Annotated in this window: 17 protein-coding genes; 8 read left to right on the top strand and 9 right to left on the bottom strand. The window is 72.8% G+C overall.

The window, feature by feature from the left end:
- Positions 1 to 26: 26 nt before the first annotated feature.
- A complete protein-coding gene (locus ACZ6W9_RS07140; RefSeq protein WP_389955183.1) occupies positions 27 to 1,232 on the bottom strand; it encodes an MFS transporter in 1,206 nt (401 codons plus the stop codon).
- Between the two features lie 163 nt (positions 1,233 to 1,395).
- On the opposite strand from ACZ6W9_RS07140, the gene panB reads away from it, so the two are divergent.
- Positions 1,396 to 2,241: a 3-methyl-2-oxobutanoate hydroxymethyltransferase gene (gene panB / locus ACZ6W9_RS07145; RefSeq protein WP_362940566.1), complete on the top strand. Its 846-nt coding sequence runs from the start codon at positions 1,396 to 1,398 to the stop codon at positions 2,239 to 2,241.
- 199 nt (positions 2,242 to 2,440) lie between these two features.
- Here the strand turns inward: panB and ACZ6W9_RS07150 are convergent, their stop codons facing one another.
- The gene (locus tag ACZ6W9_RS07150; protein ID WP_389955187.1) at positions 2,441 to 3,613 is read right to left on the bottom strand and encodes a trans-sulfuration enzyme family protein; all 1,173 of its coding nucleotides are present in this window, start codon (positions 3,611 to 3,613) and stop codon (positions 2,441 to 2,443) included.
- A gap of 128 nt (positions 3,614 to 3,741) precedes the next feature.
- On the opposite strand from ACZ6W9_RS07150, the gene ACZ6W9_RS07155 reads away from it, so the two are divergent.
- The 4 genes from ACZ6W9_RS07155 to ACZ6W9_RS07170 are packed head-to-tail and all read left to right on the top strand — an operon-like array spanning position 3,742 to position 7,307.
- The gene (locus ACZ6W9_RS07155) at positions 3,742 to 4,668 is read left to right on the top strand and encodes an ABC transporter ATP-binding protein (RefSeq protein WP_389955190.1); all 927 of its coding nucleotides are present in this window, start codon (positions 3,742 to 3,744) and stop codon (positions 4,666 to 4,668) included.
- A 2-nt stretch (positions 4,669 to 4,670) separates the two neighbouring features.
- Positions 4,671 to 5,441 (top strand): ABC transporter permease, encoded by a 771-nt coding sequence (locus ACZ6W9_RS07160; protein WP_389956301.1) that lies wholly within the window; start codon positions 4,671 to 4,673, stop codon positions 5,439 to 5,441.
- 10 nt (positions 5,442 to 5,451) lie between these two features.
- Complete coding sequence (locus ACZ6W9_RS07165) at positions 5,452 to 6,705, top strand: sensor histidine kinase (RefSeq protein ID WP_470116874.1); 1,254 nt, start codon at positions 5,452 to 5,454, stop codon at positions 6,703 to 6,705.
- Entirely contained in the window at positions 6,702 to 7,307 is a 606-nt protein-coding gene (locus tag ACZ6W9_RS07170; protein ID WP_470116875.1) for a response regulator transcription factor, read from the top strand. The genes ACZ6W9_RS07165 and ACZ6W9_RS07170 overlap by 4 nt, the downstream gene beginning before the upstream one ends.
- A 118-nt stretch (positions 7,308 to 7,425) precedes the next feature.
- Here ACZ6W9_RS07170 and npdG read toward each other — a convergent pair whose 3' ends face one another.
- Complete coding sequence (gene npdG / locus ACZ6W9_RS07175; protein WP_362940582.1) at positions 7,426 to 8,091, bottom strand: NADPH-dependent F420 reductase; 666 nt, start codon at positions 8,089 to 8,091, stop codon at positions 7,426 to 7,428.
- A gap of 129 nt (positions 8,092 to 8,220) precedes the next feature.
- Here npdG and ACZ6W9_RS07180 point away from each other — a divergent pair, with 129 nt between their 5' ends.
- Positions 8,221 to 8,799, top strand: coding sequence for a hypothetical protein (locus ACZ6W9_RS07180; protein ID WP_389955199.1), 579 nt, complete (start codon positions 8,221 to 8,223; stop codon positions 8,797 to 8,799).
- Between the two features lie 137 nt (positions 8,800 to 8,936).
- Here ACZ6W9_RS07180 and ACZ6W9_RS07185 read toward each other — a convergent pair whose 3' ends face one another.
- A complete protein-coding gene (locus ACZ6W9_RS07185; RefSeq protein WP_362940588.1) occupies positions 8,937 to 9,116 on the bottom strand; it encodes a hypothetical protein in 180 nt (59 codons plus the stop codon).
- Between the two features lie 45 nt (positions 9,117 to 9,161).
- Between ACZ6W9_RS07185 and map the strand changes: the two genes are divergently transcribed.
- Positions 9,162 to 10,010 carry a type I methionyl aminopeptidase gene (gene map / locus ACZ6W9_RS07190; RefSeq protein WP_389955202.1) on the top strand — a complete coding sequence of 283 codons (849 nt, stop codon included), beginning with the start codon at positions 9,162 to 9,164 and terminating at the stop codon, positions 10,008 to 10,010.
- Positions 10,011 to 10,139: 129 nt separating this feature from the next.
- Here the strand turns inward: map and ACZ6W9_RS07195 are convergent, their stop codons facing one another.
- The 4 genes from ACZ6W9_RS07195 to ACZ6W9_RS07210 form a co-directional block, all read right to left on the bottom strand.
- Complete coding sequence (locus tag ACZ6W9_RS07195) at positions 10,140 to 10,550, bottom strand: ATP-binding protein (RefSeq protein ID WP_389955205.1); 411 nt, start codon at positions 10,548 to 10,550, stop codon at positions 10,140 to 10,142.
- A gap of 176 nt (positions 10,551 to 10,726) precedes the next feature.
- On the bottom strand, positions 10,727 to 12,787 hold the full coding sequence (locus ACZ6W9_RS07200) for a bifunctional copper resistance protein CopD/cytochrome c oxidase assembly protein (protein WP_389955208.1): 2,061 nt from the start codon (positions 12,785 to 12,787) through the stop codon (positions 10,727 to 10,729).
- Entirely contained in the window at positions 12,784 to 13,413 is a 630-nt protein-coding gene (locus tag ACZ6W9_RS07205) for a copper resistance CopC family protein (protein ID WP_389955211.1), read from the bottom strand. The genes ACZ6W9_RS07200 and ACZ6W9_RS07205 overlap by 4 nt, the downstream gene beginning before the upstream one ends.
- A gap of 234 nt (positions 13,414 to 13,647) precedes the next feature.
- Positions 13,648 to 14,940 (bottom strand): helix-turn-helix domain-containing protein, encoded by a 1,293-nt coding sequence (locus ACZ6W9_RS07210; protein WP_470116876.1) that lies wholly within the window; start codon positions 14,938 to 14,940, stop codon positions 13,648 to 13,650.
- 990 nt (positions 14,941 to 15,930) lie between these two features.
- Between ACZ6W9_RS07210 and ACZ6W9_RS07215 the strand changes: the two genes are divergently transcribed.
- Positions 15,931 to 18,798, top strand: coding sequence for an AfsR/SARP family transcriptional regulator (locus ACZ6W9_RS07215; protein WP_389955215.1), 2,868 nt, complete (start codon positions 15,931 to 15,933; stop codon positions 18,796 to 18,798).
- Here ACZ6W9_RS07215 and ACZ6W9_RS07220 read toward each other — a convergent pair.
- The gene (locus ACZ6W9_RS07220; protein WP_389955217.1) at positions 18,785 to 20,410 is read right to left on the bottom strand and encodes a PucR family transcriptional regulator; all 1,626 of its coding nucleotides are present in this window, start codon (positions 20,408 to 20,410) and stop codon (positions 18,785 to 18,787) included. The two genes, ACZ6W9_RS07215 and ACZ6W9_RS07220, sit on opposite strands and share 14 nt — an antisense overlap.
- Positions 20,411 to 20,413 lie beyond the last annotated feature (3 nt).

Below are 20,413 nucleotides of genomic sequence, written 5' to 3' on the forward strand. Positions count from 1 at the left end.
AGCCGCCGTCCCGGGGCGGCGACGCGTCACACGGCGGCCGCCACCGGCCGCTCCTCCGGGACCGCCTCGTCCGGCGTCCGCCGCCAGAAGGGCAGCGCGACCAGCACCATCCCCGCCGCCACCAGCCCGGCGGCGGCGAAGGCCCAGCCCGGCCCGCCGTGGTCGATGACCGCCCCGGCGATCGGGGACGAGGCGGCGCCGCCGATCAGCAGCGCCGTGCCGTGCAGGCCCATCGCCTCCCCCCGGGCGGCGGCCGGGACCCGGCGGCTGAGGCCCTCCACCGTGGACGACAGCCCCGGCGCGCACAGCAGGCCGGACGGCAGCAGCGCCAGCAGCAGCCACCACCAGTCGCCGCTCACCAGTCCCACCGGCACGGTGAGCAGGCCCATCCCGCCGATCAGGACCAGCGGCGAGGCCCCCCGGGGCAGCATGCCGTACACGAAGCCTCCGACCAGCGAGTACAGGCACCACACCCCGATGGCCAGGCCGCTCCACGCGGTGTCGCCGGCGTGCTTCATCGTCGCCACGAGGGCCAGCTCGCTGGCGGTCAGCACGAACGTCGCCGCCGCGGCGGTGCCGAGCAGCGCGACGACGCCGGGGGTCAGCCAGCGGCGGCGCGGGACCCGCTCCGCCGGGGCCGAGAGCTCCTCGACCGAGCGGGTCGGCGGGTTCAGCAGGATCAGGGCCGCGCCGGAGCCGGTCAGGCCGATCGCGACGGCGCACATCGTCCACGCGCTGCCCAGCTGCGTGACGCCGAGGACGCCGAGGGCGGGCCCGGCCATGTAGGAGAGCTCGACCATGATCGAGTCGAGGGAGAAGCCGATCCGGCGCTGGTGGGGCGGGACCATGGCCGCCAGGCACTGCCGGATCACGCTGAACACCGGCAGGGCCAGCAGCCCGGCCACCACCGAGGCGACGACCAGCACCGGGTACGGCAGCGCCCACGCCGACGACCAGAAGGCCAGCTGGGCGAAGGTGGTCACCACCAGCACCGGGCGCAGGCCGTACCGGTCGACGAACCGCCCGGCCAGCGGCGACCCGACCGCCATCCCCACCGTCGTGGCGGCGCCGGCCCCGCCCGCCTCCAGCCATCCCAGGCCGAGGGTGTTGTTGATGTGCAACGTCAGCGTGATGCCCGTCGCGGTGGACGGGATGCGGGCGATCATGCCCACCAGCAGCAGCGTTCGGACACCGGGAAGCGCGAACAGGCGACGGTAAGGTTCGATGACCATTTTTATTGCTTACCTCCGGGTGCATTCTGTCCTATGCCCCCGACAGAATCGCCACCGGATTACCCGGCGGGGCAGGGGTGTTGCACCTTCCGGAGCGCGTGCAATCATCGAAGACGTCCGGGGACGCCACTGGGGCGCCTCGAGACTTCACAGGGAGGCTCCCATGTCCTCTTCCGTCACGAGCCGGCCGACCGCCCTGTACGGCGGCCAGGCGGGACGAAGGGTCACCGTCCGCGACGTCGCCGCCGCCAAGGAACGCGGCGAGAGGTGGCCGATGGTCACCGCGTACGACGCGATGACCGCGAAGGTGTTCGACGAGGCCGGGATCCCGGTGCTGCTCGTCGGCGACTCGGCCGCCATGGTCGTGTACGGCTACGACTCCACGCTGCCGGTCACCGTGGACGACCTGCTGCCGCTGACCGCGGCCGTGGTGCGCGGGTCGTCGCGGGCCATGGTGGTGGCGGACCTGCCGTTCGGCTCCTACCAGGCGTCCCCCCAGCAGGCGCTGGAGACGGCCGCCCGCTTCATGAAGGAGGGCGGGGCCCACGCGGTCAAGCTGGAGGGCGGCCGGCGGGTGCTGCCGCAGGTCGAGATGTTGGTCTCGGCGGGCATCCCGGTCATGGCGCACCTCGGCCTGACCCCCCAGTCGGTCAACACCTTCGGCGGCTACCGCGTCCAGGGCCGCGGCCAGGCCGGCGACGAGCTGATGTCCGACGCCAAGGACCTGGAGTACGCCGGGGCCTTCGCCGTGGTCCTGGAGTGTGTCCCGGCCGAGCTCGCCGAGCGGGTCACCCGGTCGCTGTCGATCCCCACCATCGGCATCGGCGCCGGTCCCTCCACCGACGCCCAGGTCCTCGTCTGGCAGGACCTGATGGGCCTGACCCCCCGCCCCGCCAAGTTCGTCAAGAAGTACTTCGATCTCGCCGGGGAGATGGACCGGGCGGTCCGCGCCTTCGCCGACGAGGTGACCGGCGGGGCGTTCCCCACCGCCGAGCACACCTACCGCTGACGCGCTCCGGCGCCCCGGCGCACCCGTCTTCCCGGGTGCGCCGGGGCGTCACCGCGTCCGGGCCGGGATGCCGGGCGCGTCCGGACCGGGGAGCCGGCCGGCACGCTCGTCCACACCCCCTCCCCTTCCGGTTCACCGCGGTCGCGTCCGGCCGGGTCTCACGAGGGCGTCAGGAGCGAGGGCGTCAGGAGCGAGGGCGTCAGGAGAGGGCCTGGCGGAAGTCGGCCCAGAGGTCCTCGATGTGCTCGATGCCGACCGCGACCCGGACCGTGCCCTCGCCGATCCCGTGCCGGGCCAGCTCCTCGGCCGACAGCGAGCGGTGCGAGGTGGTCGCCGGATGCAGGATGAGCGTCTCGACGCCGCCGAGCGACGGGGCCAGCAGCGCCAGCCGTACCGAGCTCATGAACCGCTCCCCCGCGGCGCGGCCGCCGGCCAGGTCGAAGGAGAAGACGCCGCCGAAGTCCGGCAGCAGCTTGACCGCCAGCTCGTGCGAGGGGTGGGAGGGCAGGCCCGGCCAGTGGACGGCCGTGACGGCCGGGTGGTCCGCCAGGCGGGTGGCCAGCTCCCGGGTGTTGGCGCAGTGCCGTTCCATGCGCAGCGGCAGGGTCTGCATGCCGCGCAGCGTGAGCCAGGCCGCGAACGGGTCGGCGGTGGCGCCCAGCTCGACCGCGAAGTGCCACACCTTCCGGTACAGCTCGTCGGAGGCGAAGACCGCGACGCCGCCGAGGACGTCGGTGTGCCCGCTCAGGTACTTGGTGGAGGAGTGCACCACGACGTCGGCGCCGTGCTCCAGCGGGCGGCACAGGATCGGCGAGGCGAAGGTGTTGTCCACGACCGAGACCAGCCCGGCCTCGCGCGCCACGGCGCACATGCCGGGCAGGTCGGCGACCTGGGTGACCGGGTTGGCGATGGTCTCCAGGTAGACGGCCTTCGTCTCCGGCCGTACGGCCTCGCGCAGCGCCCCGGGGTCGTCCTCGGGCACGTAGGAGACCGTGATCCCGAACCTCGTGACCAGGTCGTTGATCATTCCGGCGGTGCCGCCGTACAGGGCCCGCTGGGCGATCAGATGGTCGCCCGGCTTGAGCAGCCCGAGCAGCACCGAGTTGATCGCCCCCATGCCGGAGGCGGTGGCCACGGCGCCGACGCCGCCCTCCAGGCCGGTGACGGCCTCCTCCAGCGACCGGACGGTCGGGTTGGACAGCCGCCCGTAGACGAAGGGGCCGTCCGGGCGGCTCATACCGTCGGCGAAGACGGACGGGTCGTCGAAGACGAAACCGGAGGTCTGGTAGATCGGCACCGCGATGGGCCGGCTGCCCTCGAGGGGCGGCTGCGGGTGGTGGACGACACGCGTCTCGGGGTGAAGCTCGCTCATACGACAAGGATGACCCGCGAAGAGGCCCGATGTCAGGTCCGGCTCGGCCCTCACGCCTCTCATGGCCTGCGGGGTATGTGTGAATTCCTCACTGTCGCCGGGCGCGGCCGCCCGCCAGGATCGGAGGCATGACAGCGATTCTGGTGGACGGGCTCCGCAAGCACTACGGGGACTTCGCCGCCGTCCGGGACGTCTCCTTCGACGTCTCGCAGGGCGAGGTCTTCGCCCTGCTCGGCCGTAACGGCGCAGGCAAGACCACGACCCTGGAGGTGCTGGCGGGCTTCGCGGCCCCCGACGCCGGCACGGTGCGCGTGCTCGGCCTCGACCCCGTCGAGGACCGCACGGAGGTGCGGCGGAGATGCGGCATCATGCTCCAGGAGGCCGGTTTCTTCCCCGACCTGACCGTGGCGCAGACCGTGGACGCCTGGCGCGACTTCGTCGCCGCCCCCCGGCCGCGCGACGAGACCCTGGAGACGGCGGGGCTGACCGGCAGGGCCGGCACGAAGGTGCGGCAGCTCTCCGGCGGGGAGAAACGCCGCCTGGACCTGGCCCTGGCCATCCTCAGCCGGCCCGACGTGCTCTTCCTCGACGAGCCGACCACCGGCATGGACCCCGAGGCCCGCCGCAACACCTGGGACGTCATCCGCGACCTCGCCGGACGGGGCACCACGGTCCTGCTCACCACGCACTACCTGGAGGAGGCCCAGCGGCTGGCCTCCCGTATGGCGATCATGGACCGCGGGGAGGTCGTGGCGAGCGGCGGCATGGCCGAGACCCTCGCCGCGCAGACCGGCCGGGTCGCCTTCGAGCTCCCCGCCGCGGTCACGCCGGAGGAGCTGCCGCTCCCGCCGTCCTCGGTGGAGGGCCGGACCGCGGTGTACCGGATCGCCGACCCCGACCTCGCCGCGCGGACCCTGCTGAACTGGGCCGCCGAACGCGGCCTGCGCCTGCACGGCCTGGAGGTCCGTACGGCGACCCTCGAAGACCTGTTCCTGGACCTCGCCGCGGACGCCGACGGGCACCCGGAGAACGAGCACGCGAAGGAGGTGGCGTGACCATGGCGGCGCGCGATCTGGTGACGGTGGCCCGTTTCGACGGCCGGCTGTTCTGGCGGGACCGGACGGCGCTGAGCACGTCCGTGACGCTCTTCCTGGTCCTGGGCCTGGGGTTGCCGGTGATGGTGGACCGGTTCCAGCCGGGCCATCCGGAGGTCGTGGCGGCCCAGCACCTCGGGATCCTGTCGATGCTGCTGGTCCTCGCGACGTTCGGCCAGACGGCGACCACCCTGACCACCCGTCGCGAGCAGCTCCTCCTCAAGCGGCTGCGGGCCACCGGGCTGGCCGACCGCGACATCCTCGGCGGCGGGATCCTCAACCTTGTGGCGCAGAACACCCTGCTGGCGACGGTCGTCTCGGTCGCGCTGTACGCGCTGACGAGCCTGCCGGTCCCGCGCGACCCGCTGCTGCTGGTGGTGGCCGTGGTCGCGGGCGCCGCCGTCCTGTGCCTGCTGGGCGCGGCGTTCACCCCGCTCGTCCCGCGCCCCGAGCTGGCGGGTGTCATGACGATGCCGTTCTTCCTGCTCGCGGGGGTCGGCGCGGGCGGTTTCGGACCGCTCACCGAGCTGCTCCCCGGCTGGGTGAGGACGCTGCTCGGCCTGCTGCCCACCGAAGCCGTCACCGACATCGCCCGGACCGCCTACGCGGCGGACGGCACCTTCGGCGGCGACCTCGCGGCGGCGGCCGGGCCCGCGCTCAAGCTCGCCGCCTGGGCGGCGATCGGGCTGTTCGCGCTGACCCGGTGGTTCCGCTGGGACCCCCGGCGGCAATAATCACCGTGACATGCGAATGACCCCCCAGCGCCTGGCCGTCGGCCTGGTCGTGCTGCTCTCTGCGGGTTTCACGGTCACGCCGGTGCTCCTGATGGTCCGCTACGGCGGGCCCGCCGCGGCCGCCGTGCTCTCCATCGTGCTTCCCGCCTTCTTCGTCCCCCACTTCCGGCACGTCCGCGCCGCCCTGCGCGGAGCGGAGCCGGGCGGCGTGACCGTCGGGCTCGTCGTGCAGACCGCCGCCGCCTACGCCCCGATGCTGCTCCTGCCGAACGACGCCGGGGGCTGGTGGTGGGGCGCCCCGAGCATTCTGCTCGGTTCGGTGCTGCTGCGCCTGCGGCCGCCGCTCGCCCTGGGGTTCCTGGCCCCCATGACGGCGGTCCACGTCGCCGCCGCGTGGAGCGCCGGGATGCCGGGCCTCAAGATCCTCTACGCCTTGCAGAGCGTCACCACCCTCTTCGTCACCGGCTTCGTGATCTACGGGGTGACCCGGCTGGTCGTGGTCAGCCGTGAGCTGGCGCAGGCTCGGACCGAGCTGGCCGAGGCCGCGGTGCTCCGGGAGCGGCTGCGCATCTCCCGCGACCTGCACGACGGCCTGGGCAGCAGCCTGACCGCCGTCGCGCTCAAGGGCGACCTGGCGCGCAGGCTGGTCGGGCGCGACCCCGCCGCGGCGGAGGCGGAGCTGGCCGAGCTGGTCGGCGTGGCCAGGGAGGCGGCGCAGGACGTGCGGCAGGTGGCGCGGGGCTACCGGGAGATGTCGCTGGCCGGGGAGGTGCACCGGGCGGAGGCGCTGCTGGAGGCGTCGGGGGTGACCTGCCGGACCGACCTGGCCGGCGTCGAGGTGGCGCGCGAGGTCGACGAGGCGCTGGCCTGGGCGGTGCGCGAGGCCGTCACCAACGTGGTACGGCACAGCCGGGCGACGGCCTGCTCGATCAGCACCTCCGCGCACGGCGGCGCCGTACGGCTGGAGGTGGTCAACGACCGCGCCCGCGGGCACGGGACGGACGGCGGCGGGCTGACCGGCCTGCGGGAACGGGCGTCCGGCCTGGGCGGCTCGGTCGTGGCCGGACGCGCCGGCGACGGGTTCCGGCTCGTCGTGGAGCTGCCCGCCGTACCGGGGACGCGGCGGGGACGGGCGGACGAGGACCGGCGGGGACGGGCGGACGAGGACCGGCGGGCGCGGAGCGGCCCGGACCCGGCCACCGGGGGCGGAGACGCCGCGGCCGGGGGTCCGGAGACGACGGGGGAGACGGCGGTGACGACGTGATCAGGGTCCTGCTGGCCGAGGACATGCACATGATCCGGGCCGCGCTCGGGGCGCTGCTGCGGCTGGAGCCCGACATCGAGGTGGTCGCCGAGGTGACCCGCGGCGACGAGATCGTCGGCGCGGCCCTGGAGTCCCGGCCCGACGTGGCGGTGCTGGACATCGACCTGCCCGGGATCGACGGCATCACCGCCTCGGTGGAGCTGCGGGAGAAGGTCCCCGGCTGCCGGGTCCTGGTGCTCACCGCGATGGGACAGCCGGGCCAGGTCCACCGGGCCCTGGCCCAGGGCATCGAGGCGTTCCTGGTCAAGGACGCCCCCGGTGACCGGCTGGCGGACGCGATCCGGCGCACCGCGCGGGGGCTGCGGGTGCTGGACTCCGAGCTGGTCGCCTCGGCGCTCGCGTACGGCGCGAGCCCGCTGACCCCGCGCGAGACCGCCGTGCTGAAGGAGGCCGCGCGGGGCGCCCCGGCCGAGGAGATCGCCGGGCGGCTGCACCTGTCGGCCGGGACGGTCCGCAACTACCTGACCAACGCCGTCTCCAAGACGGGCGCCCGCAACAAGGTCGACGCCATCCGGATCGCCGAGGACGCGGGCTGGATCTGAGGGGCCGGGCCCCTTCTCCGCCCCGCCCGTCGCGCCACGCCCGGACGGGCTCCGGGGCATCAGGGCGGGACCGGGCCGGCGGGACGACCGAGGGAGGCCGTACCGGGCGGGCCGCCCGTCAGACGTCGGTGACCCGGAAGCCCGCGTGGGCCTTGTAGCGGCGGTTGATGGAGATGAGGTTGGCGGTCAGCCCCTCGACCTGGCGGGCGTTGCGCAGCCGCCCGCCGTACACGCCGCGGGCGCCCGGGATGCGGCTCGCCAGCGCCTGGACCGTGTCGGTGGCCTCGCGGTCGTCGCCCAGCACGAGCACGTCCAGATCGATCCGCTCCACCTCCGGGTCCAGCAGCAGGACGGCGGAGACGTGGTGGAAGGCGGCGACCACGCGGCTGTCCGGCAGGATCGCGGCGGCCTGCTGGGCGGCGCTGCCCTCCTCGACGTCCAGCGCGTAGGCGCCCCGCTTGTCGAAGCCCAGCGGGTTGACGCAGTCGACCACGATCTTGCCGGCCAGCTCGTCCCGCAGGGACTCCAGGGTGGGCCGGTGCCCCTCCCACGGGGTCGCCACGATCACCACGTCGGCCTCGGCCGCCACGGTCCGGTTGTCGGCGCCGCGGGCCGTACCGCCGACGCTCTCGGCCGCCTCCCCGGCCCGGCCGGCGTCGCGCGAACCGATCAGCACGGTGTGACCGGCCAGGGCGAACCGCCGGGCCAGGCCCCTGCCCTGGTCGCCGGTGCCGCCCAGGATGCCGATCGAGATGCCGCTCACGTCCGGGATATCAGTGCTCACTCGTCACTCCTCATGATCGTCGGCCGGCCGGGGGCCCGGAGGCGCCCGGCCCCGCCACATGTCCAGATCATGCCAGGCGCGTCCGGCGATCTCCCGGCAGGACCCCGGCGGCTGGTGCACGATGATCTGATGGACGCACGGTCGGTCGCCCTTCTGCGCGACATCCTCGGCTCGACCGGCTGGGTGGAGCGCACCCGCGCGCTCGGCCTGGCCCTGCGCACCACCCGGTCCCCCGGCGGCCTGCTGGTGGTCGGCACGCCCGCCGGGGAGCCCTGGCACCTGGCCGCGCACCTCGGGGACGAGGCCCGGCTGGCGGGGATCCCGCAGCTCGCCCCGACGCTGGTGCGCTGGGACCCGCCCCCGGGCGCGCCCGCGCACCTGCGGATCGGGCTGGAGCGGATCGAGGCGGCCCGGCGGGGCGAGACCCTGTTCGTGGTGACCGAGGACCGGGCCCCCGAGGCGCTGCTGGAACGGGTCGGCGACGCCCGCCGTACCGGCGCGACGATCCTCGCCCTGGACGGCGGCGACCCCGACCTGGAGGGGCTGGCCCACGAGGCGCTGGCCGTCCCCGAGCGGGCGCCGCTGTCGTTCGACGGCGCCCAGCACCTGGTCAGCATGGCCGCGGGCGAGACCGGCCGGCGGCCGGGCCTGCGCGAGCGGCTGGCCCGGCTGCTGGAGAGGGTCAGCGGCCCCCAGGTGGCCGACTGACGGCGCGACGGCCGCCACCCGGCCGGCCTTCCCCGGCCGGGCCGCGCGTCCGCGCGGTCACCGCCCCGGATCCGGCCGCCGGCCCCGGACGCGGCCGGCGTCCCGTTCGGCCGCCGGCCAGGGACGCGGCCCGCCGTTCAGTCGTCGTCCCAGGCGCGGTCGGCCTCCCTCCACTCCTCGTTGCGGTCGGCCGCGGTCTTCAGCGCGCCGGCCGCGGCCTCGCGGGTCTCGTAGGGGCCCATCCGGTCCTTGTTGGGACAGCCCTGGTCGGGCTCGACCGCCATGTGCTTCAGGCAGAACCACCACTGATCGCTCATGGGGGCAATCCTGCCCAGCGGAAAGCCCAACTAGACTGGGGGACCATGACGACACTGCTCCAGCCCGGACGGATCTCTCCCACCCGCAAGGTCCCCTCCGGCATCACGCGGCCGGAGTACGTCGGGAAGAAGACCCCCAGGCTCGGCGAGTCCGACGTCAAGACTCCAGAGATCATCGAGCGGATGCGGGTGGCCGGAAGGCTCGCCGCCCAGGCGCTGGAGGAGGTCGGCCGGCACGTGGCGCCCGGCGTCACCACCGACGAGCTCGACCGGATCGGCCACGAGTTCCTCTGCGACCACGGCGCCTACCCCAGCACCCTCGGCTACCGCGGATATCCCAAGTCGCTGTGCACCTCGGTCAACGAGGTGATCTGCCACGGCATCCCGGACGACACCGTGCTGCGCGACGGCGACATCGTCAACGTCGACATCACCGCCTTCATCGGCGGCGTGCACGGCGACACCGACGCCACCTTCCTGGTCGGCGACGTCGACGAGGAGTCGCGCCTGCTGGTCGAGCGCACCCGTGAGGCGACCGACCGCGCCATCAGGGCCGTCGCCCCCGGCCGCCAGCTCAACGTCGTGGGCCGGGTCATCGAGGCCTACGCCAGGCGGTTCGGCTACGGCGTGGTCCGCGACTTCACCGGCCACGGCATCGGCACCACGTTCCACTCCGGCCTGATCGTGCCGCACTACGACGACCCGTCGCTGGCGGTCACGCTGGTGCCGGGCATGACGTTCACCATCGAGCCGATGCTGACCCTCGGCACCATCGAGTACGACGTCTGGCCGGACGGCTGGACCGCCGTGACCAAGGACCGCAGGCGGACCGCCCAGTTCGAGCACACCATCCTGGTCACCGAGACGGGCCGCGAGATCCTGACCCTGCCCTGACGGCCCGAGACCCCGCCACCCCCGCCGTACGGCGCTGCCTGCCCTGACGCCTGAGGCTCTGACGCCCCCGCCGTACGGCGCTCCCGGGTCCCGGGCGGGTCCCCGGGGCTCCGGAGCTCCCCGCCCGGCCTACGGGCGGGGCAGCGTCCCGGTGACGGTGGTGCCCTCCCCCATGACGCCGTTGACGCTCAGCGTGCCGCCGAGGGCCTCGAACCGGTCGCGCATGGCGTCCACGCCGCGCCCGGCGGCCGCCCCGGCGAAACCGGCGCCGTCGTCGCTCACCGTCATCCGCAGACCGCCGCGGCCCAGGGTCACCGCGACGGAGACCACCCGGGCCCGGCTGTGCCGTTCGACGTTGGCCAGGGCCTCCTCCAGCACCGCCAGCACGGCCCCGGCCTCCTCGGCGGACGCCTCCTCGCCGGGCAGCGCCCAGGTCTCGACGGCGATCCCGGTGCGACCGCTCCAGGCGTCCAGGCGCTCCCGGAGCTCATGGGCGAGAGCCGGTCTCCACCCCTCACGCGTGCGCGCTTCCTCGGACACTCCTCGACCTCCCCGGCGCGCGTGGCGCCCGCCGGCCCTCCGGCCGGACACGTCGCTGATCCGTGAGCGGGCGTGGCGCGCGTCGTCGCACGGCCGTCGCTGCGGATGCCCGAACCCCCCGGGCTCAGGCTACCGGAGCCATCCCCGCAAAAGGGAGGAAGTGCCTGTCGTACCGCCTACTCGGGCCCGGCGGGACGGTCCCGCCGGTTGAGCCTGGCGAGGTAGTCGTTGTAGGCGTCGAGCTCGGCGTCGCCGGTGCCGCCGGTGCGGGCCGCCGCCGCGTCGGCCCGGCGGTCGTTGCGGCGGGCCGTACGGTCGTCGTCGCGCCACCACTGGAAGCCCAGCGCGAGCAGCACGAGCAGCGTCGGGATCTCGCCGAAGCCCCAGGTGATGGCGCCGCCCGTCCGCTGGTCCACCAGGGCGGAGGTGCCCCAGGCACGGCCGAGCTGCTCGTACCACTCCGGGGCGAGGACGGTGCCCATGCTCATCAGCGCGATGCCGAAGAAGGCGTGGAAGGGCATCGTGACGAACAGCAGGAGCAGCTTGGCGAAGTGCGGCAGCCGGTGCGGCGCCGGGTCCACCCCGATGATCACCCAGAAGAACAGGGAGCCGCTGAGCAGGAAGTGCAGCGTCATCGCGATGTGGCCGAGGTGCTCCTCCATCGCGGCGGGGAACAGCGGGGTGAAGTAGAGGGCGTAGAACGACACGATGAAGATCGCCGTGGCGATCGCCGGATGGGCCACGAAACGGACGAACCTGCTGTGCAGGATCGTGGTCAGCCACTCGCGGGGGCCGCGGTCGCCGCGCCGGGCGGCCGGCTTGAGCGCGCGCAGCGCCAGCGTGACGGGGGCGCCCAGCACCAGCAGGATCGGCACCAGCATGGACAGCGTCATGTGCTCGGCCATGTGGGCGCTGAACAGGACCTTGGCGTAGCGGGCGACGCCGCTCTGGGTGGAGATCACCAGGATCAGCACGCCGAGGAACCAGGAGGCGGTGCGGCCCCAGGACCACGAGTCGCCGCGCCGCCGGAGCCGTACGACCCCGGCGAGGTAGAGGCCGCCGAGGACCGCCGCCACGGTGGCGAAGAACAGGTCGAACCACCACAGCGTGGCCAGGTTGGCCAGAGAGATCTCCGGCGGCATCGTGAAGCCGAGCGCCTCGAAGGCGCGGTCCACCGGCAGGATCGCGGGGGGCGGCGCGGTACGGCCCAGCGCGACCGCCAGCCCGACCGTCGCGAACATGACGAGGAGTTCGACGGAGGCGAAGCGGGCGAACCCGCCCCGGCCGCCGCCGGCGAGCCCGGGGAGCGTGCGCTTCCTGTGCCACCACCCGAAGACGCCGAGCAGCGCGAACGCCACGGTCTTGGCGACCAGCAGCAGGCCGTAGGCGGAGGTGAAGACCTCCGAGAGCGAGGTGAGCCGCGCGATGACGCTGAACAGGCCCGACAGGCCCACCGCAACGTAGCACCACAGCGCCATGTCCGAGAACCGGGCCGCGGCGACCTCCAGCTGCGGCTGCCGCCGCAGCGCGTGGAAGCACAGCACGGCGAGCCCGCCCACCCACAGGGCGAGGGCCAGCAGGTGGAGCGCCACGCCGCTGGTGGCCATGTCGTGGTTGGGCGAGGAGGCGGAGTGGCCGGTCAGCGCGGGCGGCAGCATCGTCGCCAGGGCGAGGGCCAGCAGCCCCGCGGCGGTACCGGCGGTGATCGCCCCCCGGGCGAACAGCGCGATCGCCACCCCGAACAGCACGACCAGGGTCAGGGCGATGCCCTGGGACACCTGGCTGGCGAAGCTGGTGAGCTCGTCGCCGCCGAGCACGTCGGCGACGGGCAGGCCCAGCACCTCCGACAGGGTGAAGACCATCGTCGCGGCCGCCGCCCCGGCCCACACGAGCGCCGACCACGACGCGGCCCTGACGTAGCCGAGGGCCGATTTTCCGAGCAGTCCCTTGTCGACCGGGAAGAAGAAGGCCGCGGCCAGCAGCGCGCCCACGGTGACCACGCCCGCGGCGTCCATCGCGAGCTTGGCCAGCGGCAGGCCCCACCGGGTCACCGTGCCCTCGTCGGGCAGGCCGGGGATGATGCGGGGGGTCGCCGCGCCGCCGGCGAACATGGCGATCACCAGGGCGACGATGGCCGCTCCGGCGGCGGCGAGGCCCAGCCACACCGCCCGGACGGTCCGTCGCCGCTCGTCCGGCACGTCCGGCACGGCCCGCGCGGACTCCTCCCTGGTGCTCACGGCTGCTTCCGGCCCTTTCCTCGCAGGCTGAAGAGCATGCCGATGCCGACGCCGGCCAGGCCGCCGACGACGATCCACAGCCAGCCGGGGATCCCTCCCGAGGAGGCGGGCTCACCGGCCGCCGCCGGGGTCTCCGCCGCGCCCGTGGCGCCGGCGGTCTCCCCCGTCCCCGGGCCGGTCGCGGCGGGGGGCGCCGAGTCGGCCGCGGGTGTGGAGGCCTCCGGGGACGGCGATGCCTGCGCCTCGGCGGAGGGCGGGGCCGATCCCTTCAGTGTGAAGGGGATCTCCCCCTCGATCGGGTGCCCGTCGGAGGAGACGACCCGGTAGGCGATGACGTAGCGGCCCGGCGGGAGATCCGCCTTGACCTTCTGCGTCACCGTCGGGCCTTCTGCCACGGGCTTGCCGTCCTGGTGGGCGGCGTCGTCCGGCCCGCGGACGACCACGGCCGGGAAGCGCACCGAGGCGGTGAATGTCAGCTTCACCTCGTCGAGGCTCTCGACCTCGGCGTTCTTGGCGGGTGAGCTGCTCTTGAGGGCGTCGTGGGCGAGGGCCGGCGAAGCGAACGCCGTACCGAGAACGAGAGCGGCGAGGAGCGCGAGCACCGCCGCGGCTGGGGAAGTCTTCATGACGGTTCCCAGGCTACCGACGCCACCGAGCGGTCCCGAAGCCCCCGCCCCGGTCCCACGGCGCGTCGTACGGCGCCGTGGGGCGCGGGGCGGGGCATCGGCCGGTCCCTGGAGCCCGCGACGGTCACCGGCACCCCGAGCGCCGCCGTGGTCGCGGCGTCCGCCACCGGTGCGGCGGGCGCGACGGGCGTCGAGGACTCCGTGGGTGCCGTGGGCTTCACGGTCACCGGAGGCCTACAGGTCGACGCAGGCCAGTGCCCGCCGGTAGGCGTCGGCCTCGCGCGCGGGCTCGTCGATCCGCTCCAGGACCTGCGCGGCGGTCAGCCAGAGGTGGGCGGTGGAACGGGTGGACGGCAGATGCGTCAGCGCCTGCTCCGCCCTGTGGAACTCCTGAAGAGCCTTCTCGTGCATGCCGACCTCTGCGAGGGTCTCGCAGAGGAGCATGCGCGCCTCGGCCTGCAGCGCCTGCGGCATCCCGTCGAGGATGTCATAGGCGGTACGGATGTGCTCATTCGCCTGCTCCGGGCGCGACAGCAGCAGTTCTGCGCGGACGAGGTTCATCGTGCAACGCAGTTTATTGATCATGCTTGCCGAACTTTCCTGCAGCTCGCCCTGCAGTCTCTCCAAACCATCGCGCCAGACGTCGGACTGCGCGGGGCGTGCCAGCAGCATGACCTGGAGGTAGTCACTGCGGAGCAGCGCGAGAAGACGAGGATCCTCCTGCTCGGACTGGACCGCGAGGGCTCGTTCGGCGTACGCGGCCGCCTCGTCATTGTGACCGGTCTCAGCCGCGACGATGGCTGCGGTCCAGTTCGTCCAGGAGATCGTCAGGGGATTGCCGATGAGCTCTGCCGCGGCGAGCAGTTCCGCGGCGAACTGCCGGGAGCGGAGCATGTCCCCCCGGTCGATGTAGGCCGCCAGAAGCTGGGTCCCCAGCTTCACCAGGTCATTTGTCCAGGCAGGCCGCACCGCGCCGCCCAGGATCTGCTCGACGACCTCCACCGCCCGCCCTAAATCCCCCTGCTCCCGATAGCAACGCGAGAGGGCGACCACGATGGCGACATGACGCTCGGGTGACATCGTTCCCGCATCGTCCCGGCGGAGCGTGTTGAGCAGGGCGATCGCCCCGTCCAGGTCACCGCATGCTTCGGTGGCCAGCGCCAGTCCGTATTCGGCTTCCTGCCTGAGTTGAGGGAGGCCCGCCACGCCCTCGTCCGCGAGAACCTCCGCATAGCGCGTGCGAGCCTCCGTGACCTCGCCGTTCTCCATCGCGATCCGGGCGTAGCCCAGGTTGAGCTCGATCTCCTGCATCTGCTCGGCAGTCACACCGTTGACGAGATAGGTGAGGGAGCAGTCCAGTTTGTGAGCCAAGAGCTCAAGCACCGCGGGCGTTGGGGTACGCTTGCCGCTCTCAATGAGAGAGACATAGCTATCGGACAATTCCGGATGGGCGAGCTGGGCCTGGGAAAGACCACGCTGGCGGCGAACGGTTTTGATGCGTTGCCCGATCAAACCTTGACCAGTCACGTTACTCCTTGAAAAATGTATTTCTAGCAGCAGAACCCACGACAGGAGCCTCCCCCGTGCGCCGACGCCTCATCTTGTCCGCCCTCGCCGCCTTCATGGTCGCAGCGTTCTCCGTCGCAGGCCATGCTACGGCCGCCAGCGCCGATTCGTCTGCCCCCCTGCGAGACAGCACTCAGCAAGCTGCAGCCCAGGACACGCAGTCCGCGTTCGGCTGGAACTACCCAGGCTGAAGCGGGACCGGCCGTCCACGGCCTCCCTCTCGGCAGGCCATGCAGTCCCGAAGCAGCCAGGCGCCCTACGCGCCCCCACGATCCCCCCGTGGGGAAAGCGCAAAGGGCGCCTGTTTCGTTCACAGGCCCACCGGCACCCGGAACAAAGAATTTTCAGAACATGCGCCGACGAGGACGGCACCGCCTTCGCATCGAAATGGGGCGCCGAACGCAGGCGGATAATCTTCACGAACCGAACGCTTCACGGAGAGAATTAAAACTAAAATTATTCGCAAGCGGCACGGCCTCAAAACACCCTGGCCGAAATCCGAATAATCCAACGTATAGAGATCCCGCAGGCAGCGGTTCGACCGGCCATCCGCAGCAGGAGTTGAATTCGGTACCCGGACTCGATCCTTCTCCGCCTCCTCCGCGCCCTTCGGCCTCGGAACACCGCCTGACCTCGCGACCGTCTACTTCCGAGTATGATCGCCGATCACCCGCCGGACGACGCCCAAGAGTTCGCGCACGGGGAGCTTCCCCGGACAATTGCATCCCACTCTCCGGTCGCCCGTGTCCCCGGCGGACGTGTATTCGCCGTTCGCGCCGACAGCGACACCGGCACGAGTGGTCAACCACAAGCTGCGATACACTGAAAATATATTACGAATCACAATAGACCCTCTGGCGCCTTGATCGGTAAGCTGAATGCCATCAAGCTGGATGAATTCGTTGGAGACGCTCGGGAAGCCCTGGGCGCACTGACCATGGGGCTCAACGAATGACATTTTCGATGCTCGGCGGTCTGGAGGTTCGCAACGGCGAAGGGCGGCTCATCCCGATTCCCCGCCTGAAACAGCGCCAGCTCCTGGTCGCGCTCCTCCTCAGGGCCGGCACCCCGGCATCCTTCGAGTATCTGACGGACGCGGTCTGGGGCGACGACCCTCCGGCGTCCGCCGAGCAGAACCTCAAGACGTACGTCCACACGCTGCGGCGGCTCCTCGCCCCCGGCGACCCCCGCTCGGCCCCGATCGAGACCCAGGCGAACACCTACCTCGTCACCCTCGGCGAGGAGGATCTCGATCTGCTGGCCTTCCGCGAGCACATCCGCCGGGGGAGGCTCGCCGTCCAGGACCACCGGGCGGAGACCGCGCACCACCACTACCAGCGGGCCCTCGACCTGTGGCGGGGCGACCCCTTCCCGAACGCCCGGGGGAGCCGGGTCCTGAACGACGCGGCGGCCGGCCTGGGCGAGGAACGTCTCATCGCGCTGGAGGAGCTCTCGGAGATCAGGATCGGGCTGGAGAGATACGCGGAGGCCGTACCGGATCTGCGTGCCGCGGCAGGCGCCAACCCGGCACGGGAGCGGCTCTGGGGGCAGCTCATGCTGGCCCTGCACGGGTCGGGAGACCGCGCCGCCGCGCTCCACGCCTACGAACGGCTGGCGAAGGCCGTCATGGAGAGGACCGGGCTGGACCCCTCCCCCGCGCTCCGGGACCTCCACCGTAAGATCATCACCTCCACCGAGGTCACCCGTCCCGTTTCTCCCGAGCCCGAGCATTCGGCCGGGGCGGCCGGGAACGTTCCGATCCCCCGTCAGTTGCCGCGCGACCCGGGCGGATTCGTCGGCCGCACCGAGGAACTGGTCCGGCTCAGATCGCTGCTCTCCCCCTGGGACGGCGGGCGGCCCCACCACGTCGTCGCGATCACGGGGCCGCCGGGGGCGGGCAAGTCCGCCCTGACCGTCCGGGCCGCACACACGGCTCGTGGCCACTTCCCGGACGGGCAGCTCTACGCCAACCTGCACGGGGCGACCCCCGGCCTGCGGCCGCTGGAACCCCTGGAAGTGCTCGGCAGGTTCCTGCGGGCCCTGGGGATCGCCTCCCAGGCGGTGCCCACCGAGGTCGATGAGGCCGCCGCGCTGTGGCGGAGCCTGCTCGACGGCAGGAACGTCCTCGTCGTGCTGGACGATGTCGTCGATCTCCCCCAGGTCCGCCCCCTGCTCTCGGTGCCGGAGGGCAACGCGATCCTGGTGAACAGCCGCCGGACCTTCGCCCTGGTCGACGACTGCGTCCACGTGCCGATCGGCCGGCTACGGCAGGTGGAGGCCACCGCCATGCTGGCCAAACTGGCGGGTGCCGAACGGACCGGGCGGAACCTGGAGGCCACGGCACGCCTGGTCGAGCTGTGCGGGGGCCTGCCGCTGGCCGTGGCCGTCGCCGGAGCCCGACTGGCGAACCGGCCCCGGTGGGAGGTCGCCGACCTGGTGGAACGGCTCCAGGACGAGCGGAGACGGCTGCGGGAGCTGGAGGCGGGCGACATCGCCGTGCGGTCGAGCCTGGGGGTCAGCTACGACCTGCTCACCGGAAGTGCCGACGATCTCGACCACGAGGCCGCCCGCGCGCTGCGCGCGCTGGGGGTGCTGCGGGTGCCCGACGTGACACCGCACGTCGTCGGCGCCCTCCTGGACGTCCCCGCCGATGAGGCCGAACGCGCCCTGGAACGGCTGGCCGACGGCCACCTCGTGGAGGTCGATGGGGCCGGGAGATATCGGCTGCACGACCTGGTGCGCCTGTTCGCGGGTGAGCAGGCGCTTAAAAACGAAAACCAGGACGCCCGAACTGACGCTCTGAAACGCGCACTGGAGTTCTACGTCGCGACTGCGCAGCTGGCAGTCCAGCTCGGCTACCGTGTCACCCGAATAGTGGTTGAGGATCTTGATGCCGCTCCTCTGCAGCTCGCCTCCGAAGAAGAGGCCCATGGGTGGTTCGAGAGCGAGCAGGCCAACCTCTTGTCGGCGGCCTCGCAGGCGATGACCTCCGCCGAGGAGCGGACCGCCTACCTTGGGGCCGCCCTCGCCTTTCCAATCTGCTGGCATCTCCACTACTGCGGCTCTCCTTCCTATCTTCTCTCGATCAGCCGGCAGAGCCTCGAGACCGGACGACGACTGAACGACCCCGCCATGGAAGCGGAGGCACACAACTTCGTGGGCCTCGCCCTCACCATGAGCAACCGCTCCGAAGAGGCCATGCCTCATATCGAGGAACAGCTGGCCCTCTGCCGCGAACAAGGTGATCTGTACGGCGAGCAGAAAGCCCTGGGCAGCCTCGCCAGGATCCTCTGCAACCTGGGCCGCTACGAGGAGACGATCCGCTGCGCCGAGGAACAGCGGAAGGTCGCTGAGGCGATCGGCTTCGCGTCGGGGCAGCATTTCGCGATGAACCTGCTCGGCTCCGCGTATCGCCGCCTGCGCCGTTTCGACGAGGCGCTGACGGTGTTGAACGAAGCCTTGAGCCGGATACGCAGGCATGGTGACGCCTACCACGAGGCGGGCATCCTCGAGATCCTTGGCGAGGTTCACCTCGATCTCGGGGATCCTCTGTCGGCCAAAACCTGTTACGAGGCCGCGCTGGCGTGCGCGCGCGCCGCGAACATCGATGTCGCCGAGCCGTATCTGCTGCTGGGGTTGGCCCGCGCGGCCCGGGTTCTCGGTGATACCGAGCAGGCGGCGGCCTATCTGGCACGCTCCGTCGCGACCGCACAGGCCACTGGCAATGAGGAGCTGGACGAGCAGTTGGCCGAGGAGGAGGCCGCGTTGCGGGAGGCGCGTGGGGAGGCGGAGCCCCCTCGCCGGATCATGACGCCCTGAGCGCCAGGAACAGGTCCACCCGGTCGGCCATCGCCGACAGGTCCCGCCCGGTCAGCTCCTCCACCCGGTGGATGCGGTAGCGGACCGTGTTGACGTGGACGTGCAGGCGCTCGGCGCAGGCGTTCCAGGATCCCGCGCAGTCGAGGAACACCTCAAGCGTGCGCAGCAGCTCCGACCGGTGGCGCCGGTCGTAGTCCATGATCGGTGCCAGCGTCCTCTCGGTGAACGACCGCCGCACGTCGCCGGGGACGGTCGCCAGCAGCAGCGCGTGCGTGTAGATCTCGTCGCTGGTGACGACTCCCCCACCGCGCGCCTCGGCCAGCCGCCGGGCGTGCCCGGCCTCCTCCAGGCCGCCCCGCAGCGCGGGCGAGCCGGTCAGCGCGGCGCTGACCCCGATCGACACCCGGAGGCCGGGCAGCCCTGCCGCCAGCACCTCCGCCCCGGCCCGCAGCGCCCCGGCCGGCTCACCCGCCGTGGAGTACGGCGGGCCGCCGGCCAGCGGCACCAGCGCCAGGGCTCCGTCCGGCGTCACCGCGGCGGCCGTGGTCCGGGGGCGCAGCAGCTCCTCCAGGATCCGGCCGCCGAGCGCGGCCGGGTCGGTCTCCCGGGCCGATCCGGGCCCGGTCACGGTCGCGCTCACCACGCAGTACGGCTCGGCCGGGCCGATCCCGCAGGTCCGCAGGCCCGCCCCCAGCTCGGCCCGGTCGCCCGCCCCGGAGGCGGCCAGCGCGACGAGCTGCCCGGCGAGCCGGCGTTCGACCCGCCGGCCCTCCTCCATCCGGCCGCGTTCCAGGGCGACACAGGCGGCCAGCTCGAAGCCCACGTCGGTCTCGGCGATCAGGTCGCCGCCGCAGGCCAGCGTCCAGCCGGCGGCCCGGTGCTCGCGGCCCACGCCGAAGAGGGTGAAGGTCCCGGCCGGGGTGCGGACCACGTGGGGCAGCCGGGGCGCGGCGAGGAACTCGCGGGCGAGCCGGACGGCGACGGCCTCGCCGTCCCGGTCACGTCCCTCCCCGGCCTCGTCCGGGGACTTCGCCGCCTGGGAACGAGGGGTGAGGCCTCCGGTCCGGGGGCCAAGGACGGTGCCCGCGTCCGGGAGCGTCCCGGCGATGACCGTCCCGGTGGCCGAGACGACCGCGCCGGTCATCCGCAGCTCGGCGTCCATCAGCGCGAACAGCTCCTCGAGGCCCGCGCCCTCGGCGACGGCGGCGACGATCCGGCGGTGGCGGCCGAGGGCGTCGCGCAGCTCGGCGTGCCGGGGGGTGATCATCTCGGCGACGCTCCGGAAGGAGACCTCGACCGGCACCTCCATCAGCGGCAGGCCGTACTCCTCGCAGGCCCGGACCAGGTCGCCGGGGACGGTGCCGAGCCAGGCGCGGCCGGCGCCGAGGGCGGCCACCCCGGCCTCGACCAGGCGGCGCACGAACCGTTCGGAGTCGTCGGGGCCGGTGCGCCACATGAGCCCGGAGAGCACCAGCTCGCCGGGCGACAGGTAGCGTCCCGGGTCGGGCAGGTCGGTGATCTGCACGCCGGTGAAGCTCCGGTCCAGGTGTTCCTCGCCCGTGAGGAGGGTGAGCCGGAGCTCCTCGATGGCGAGCAGGTCACGTATCCGCATGAT

Source organism: Streptosporangium sp. NPDC053982 (genome assembly GCF_055585205.1).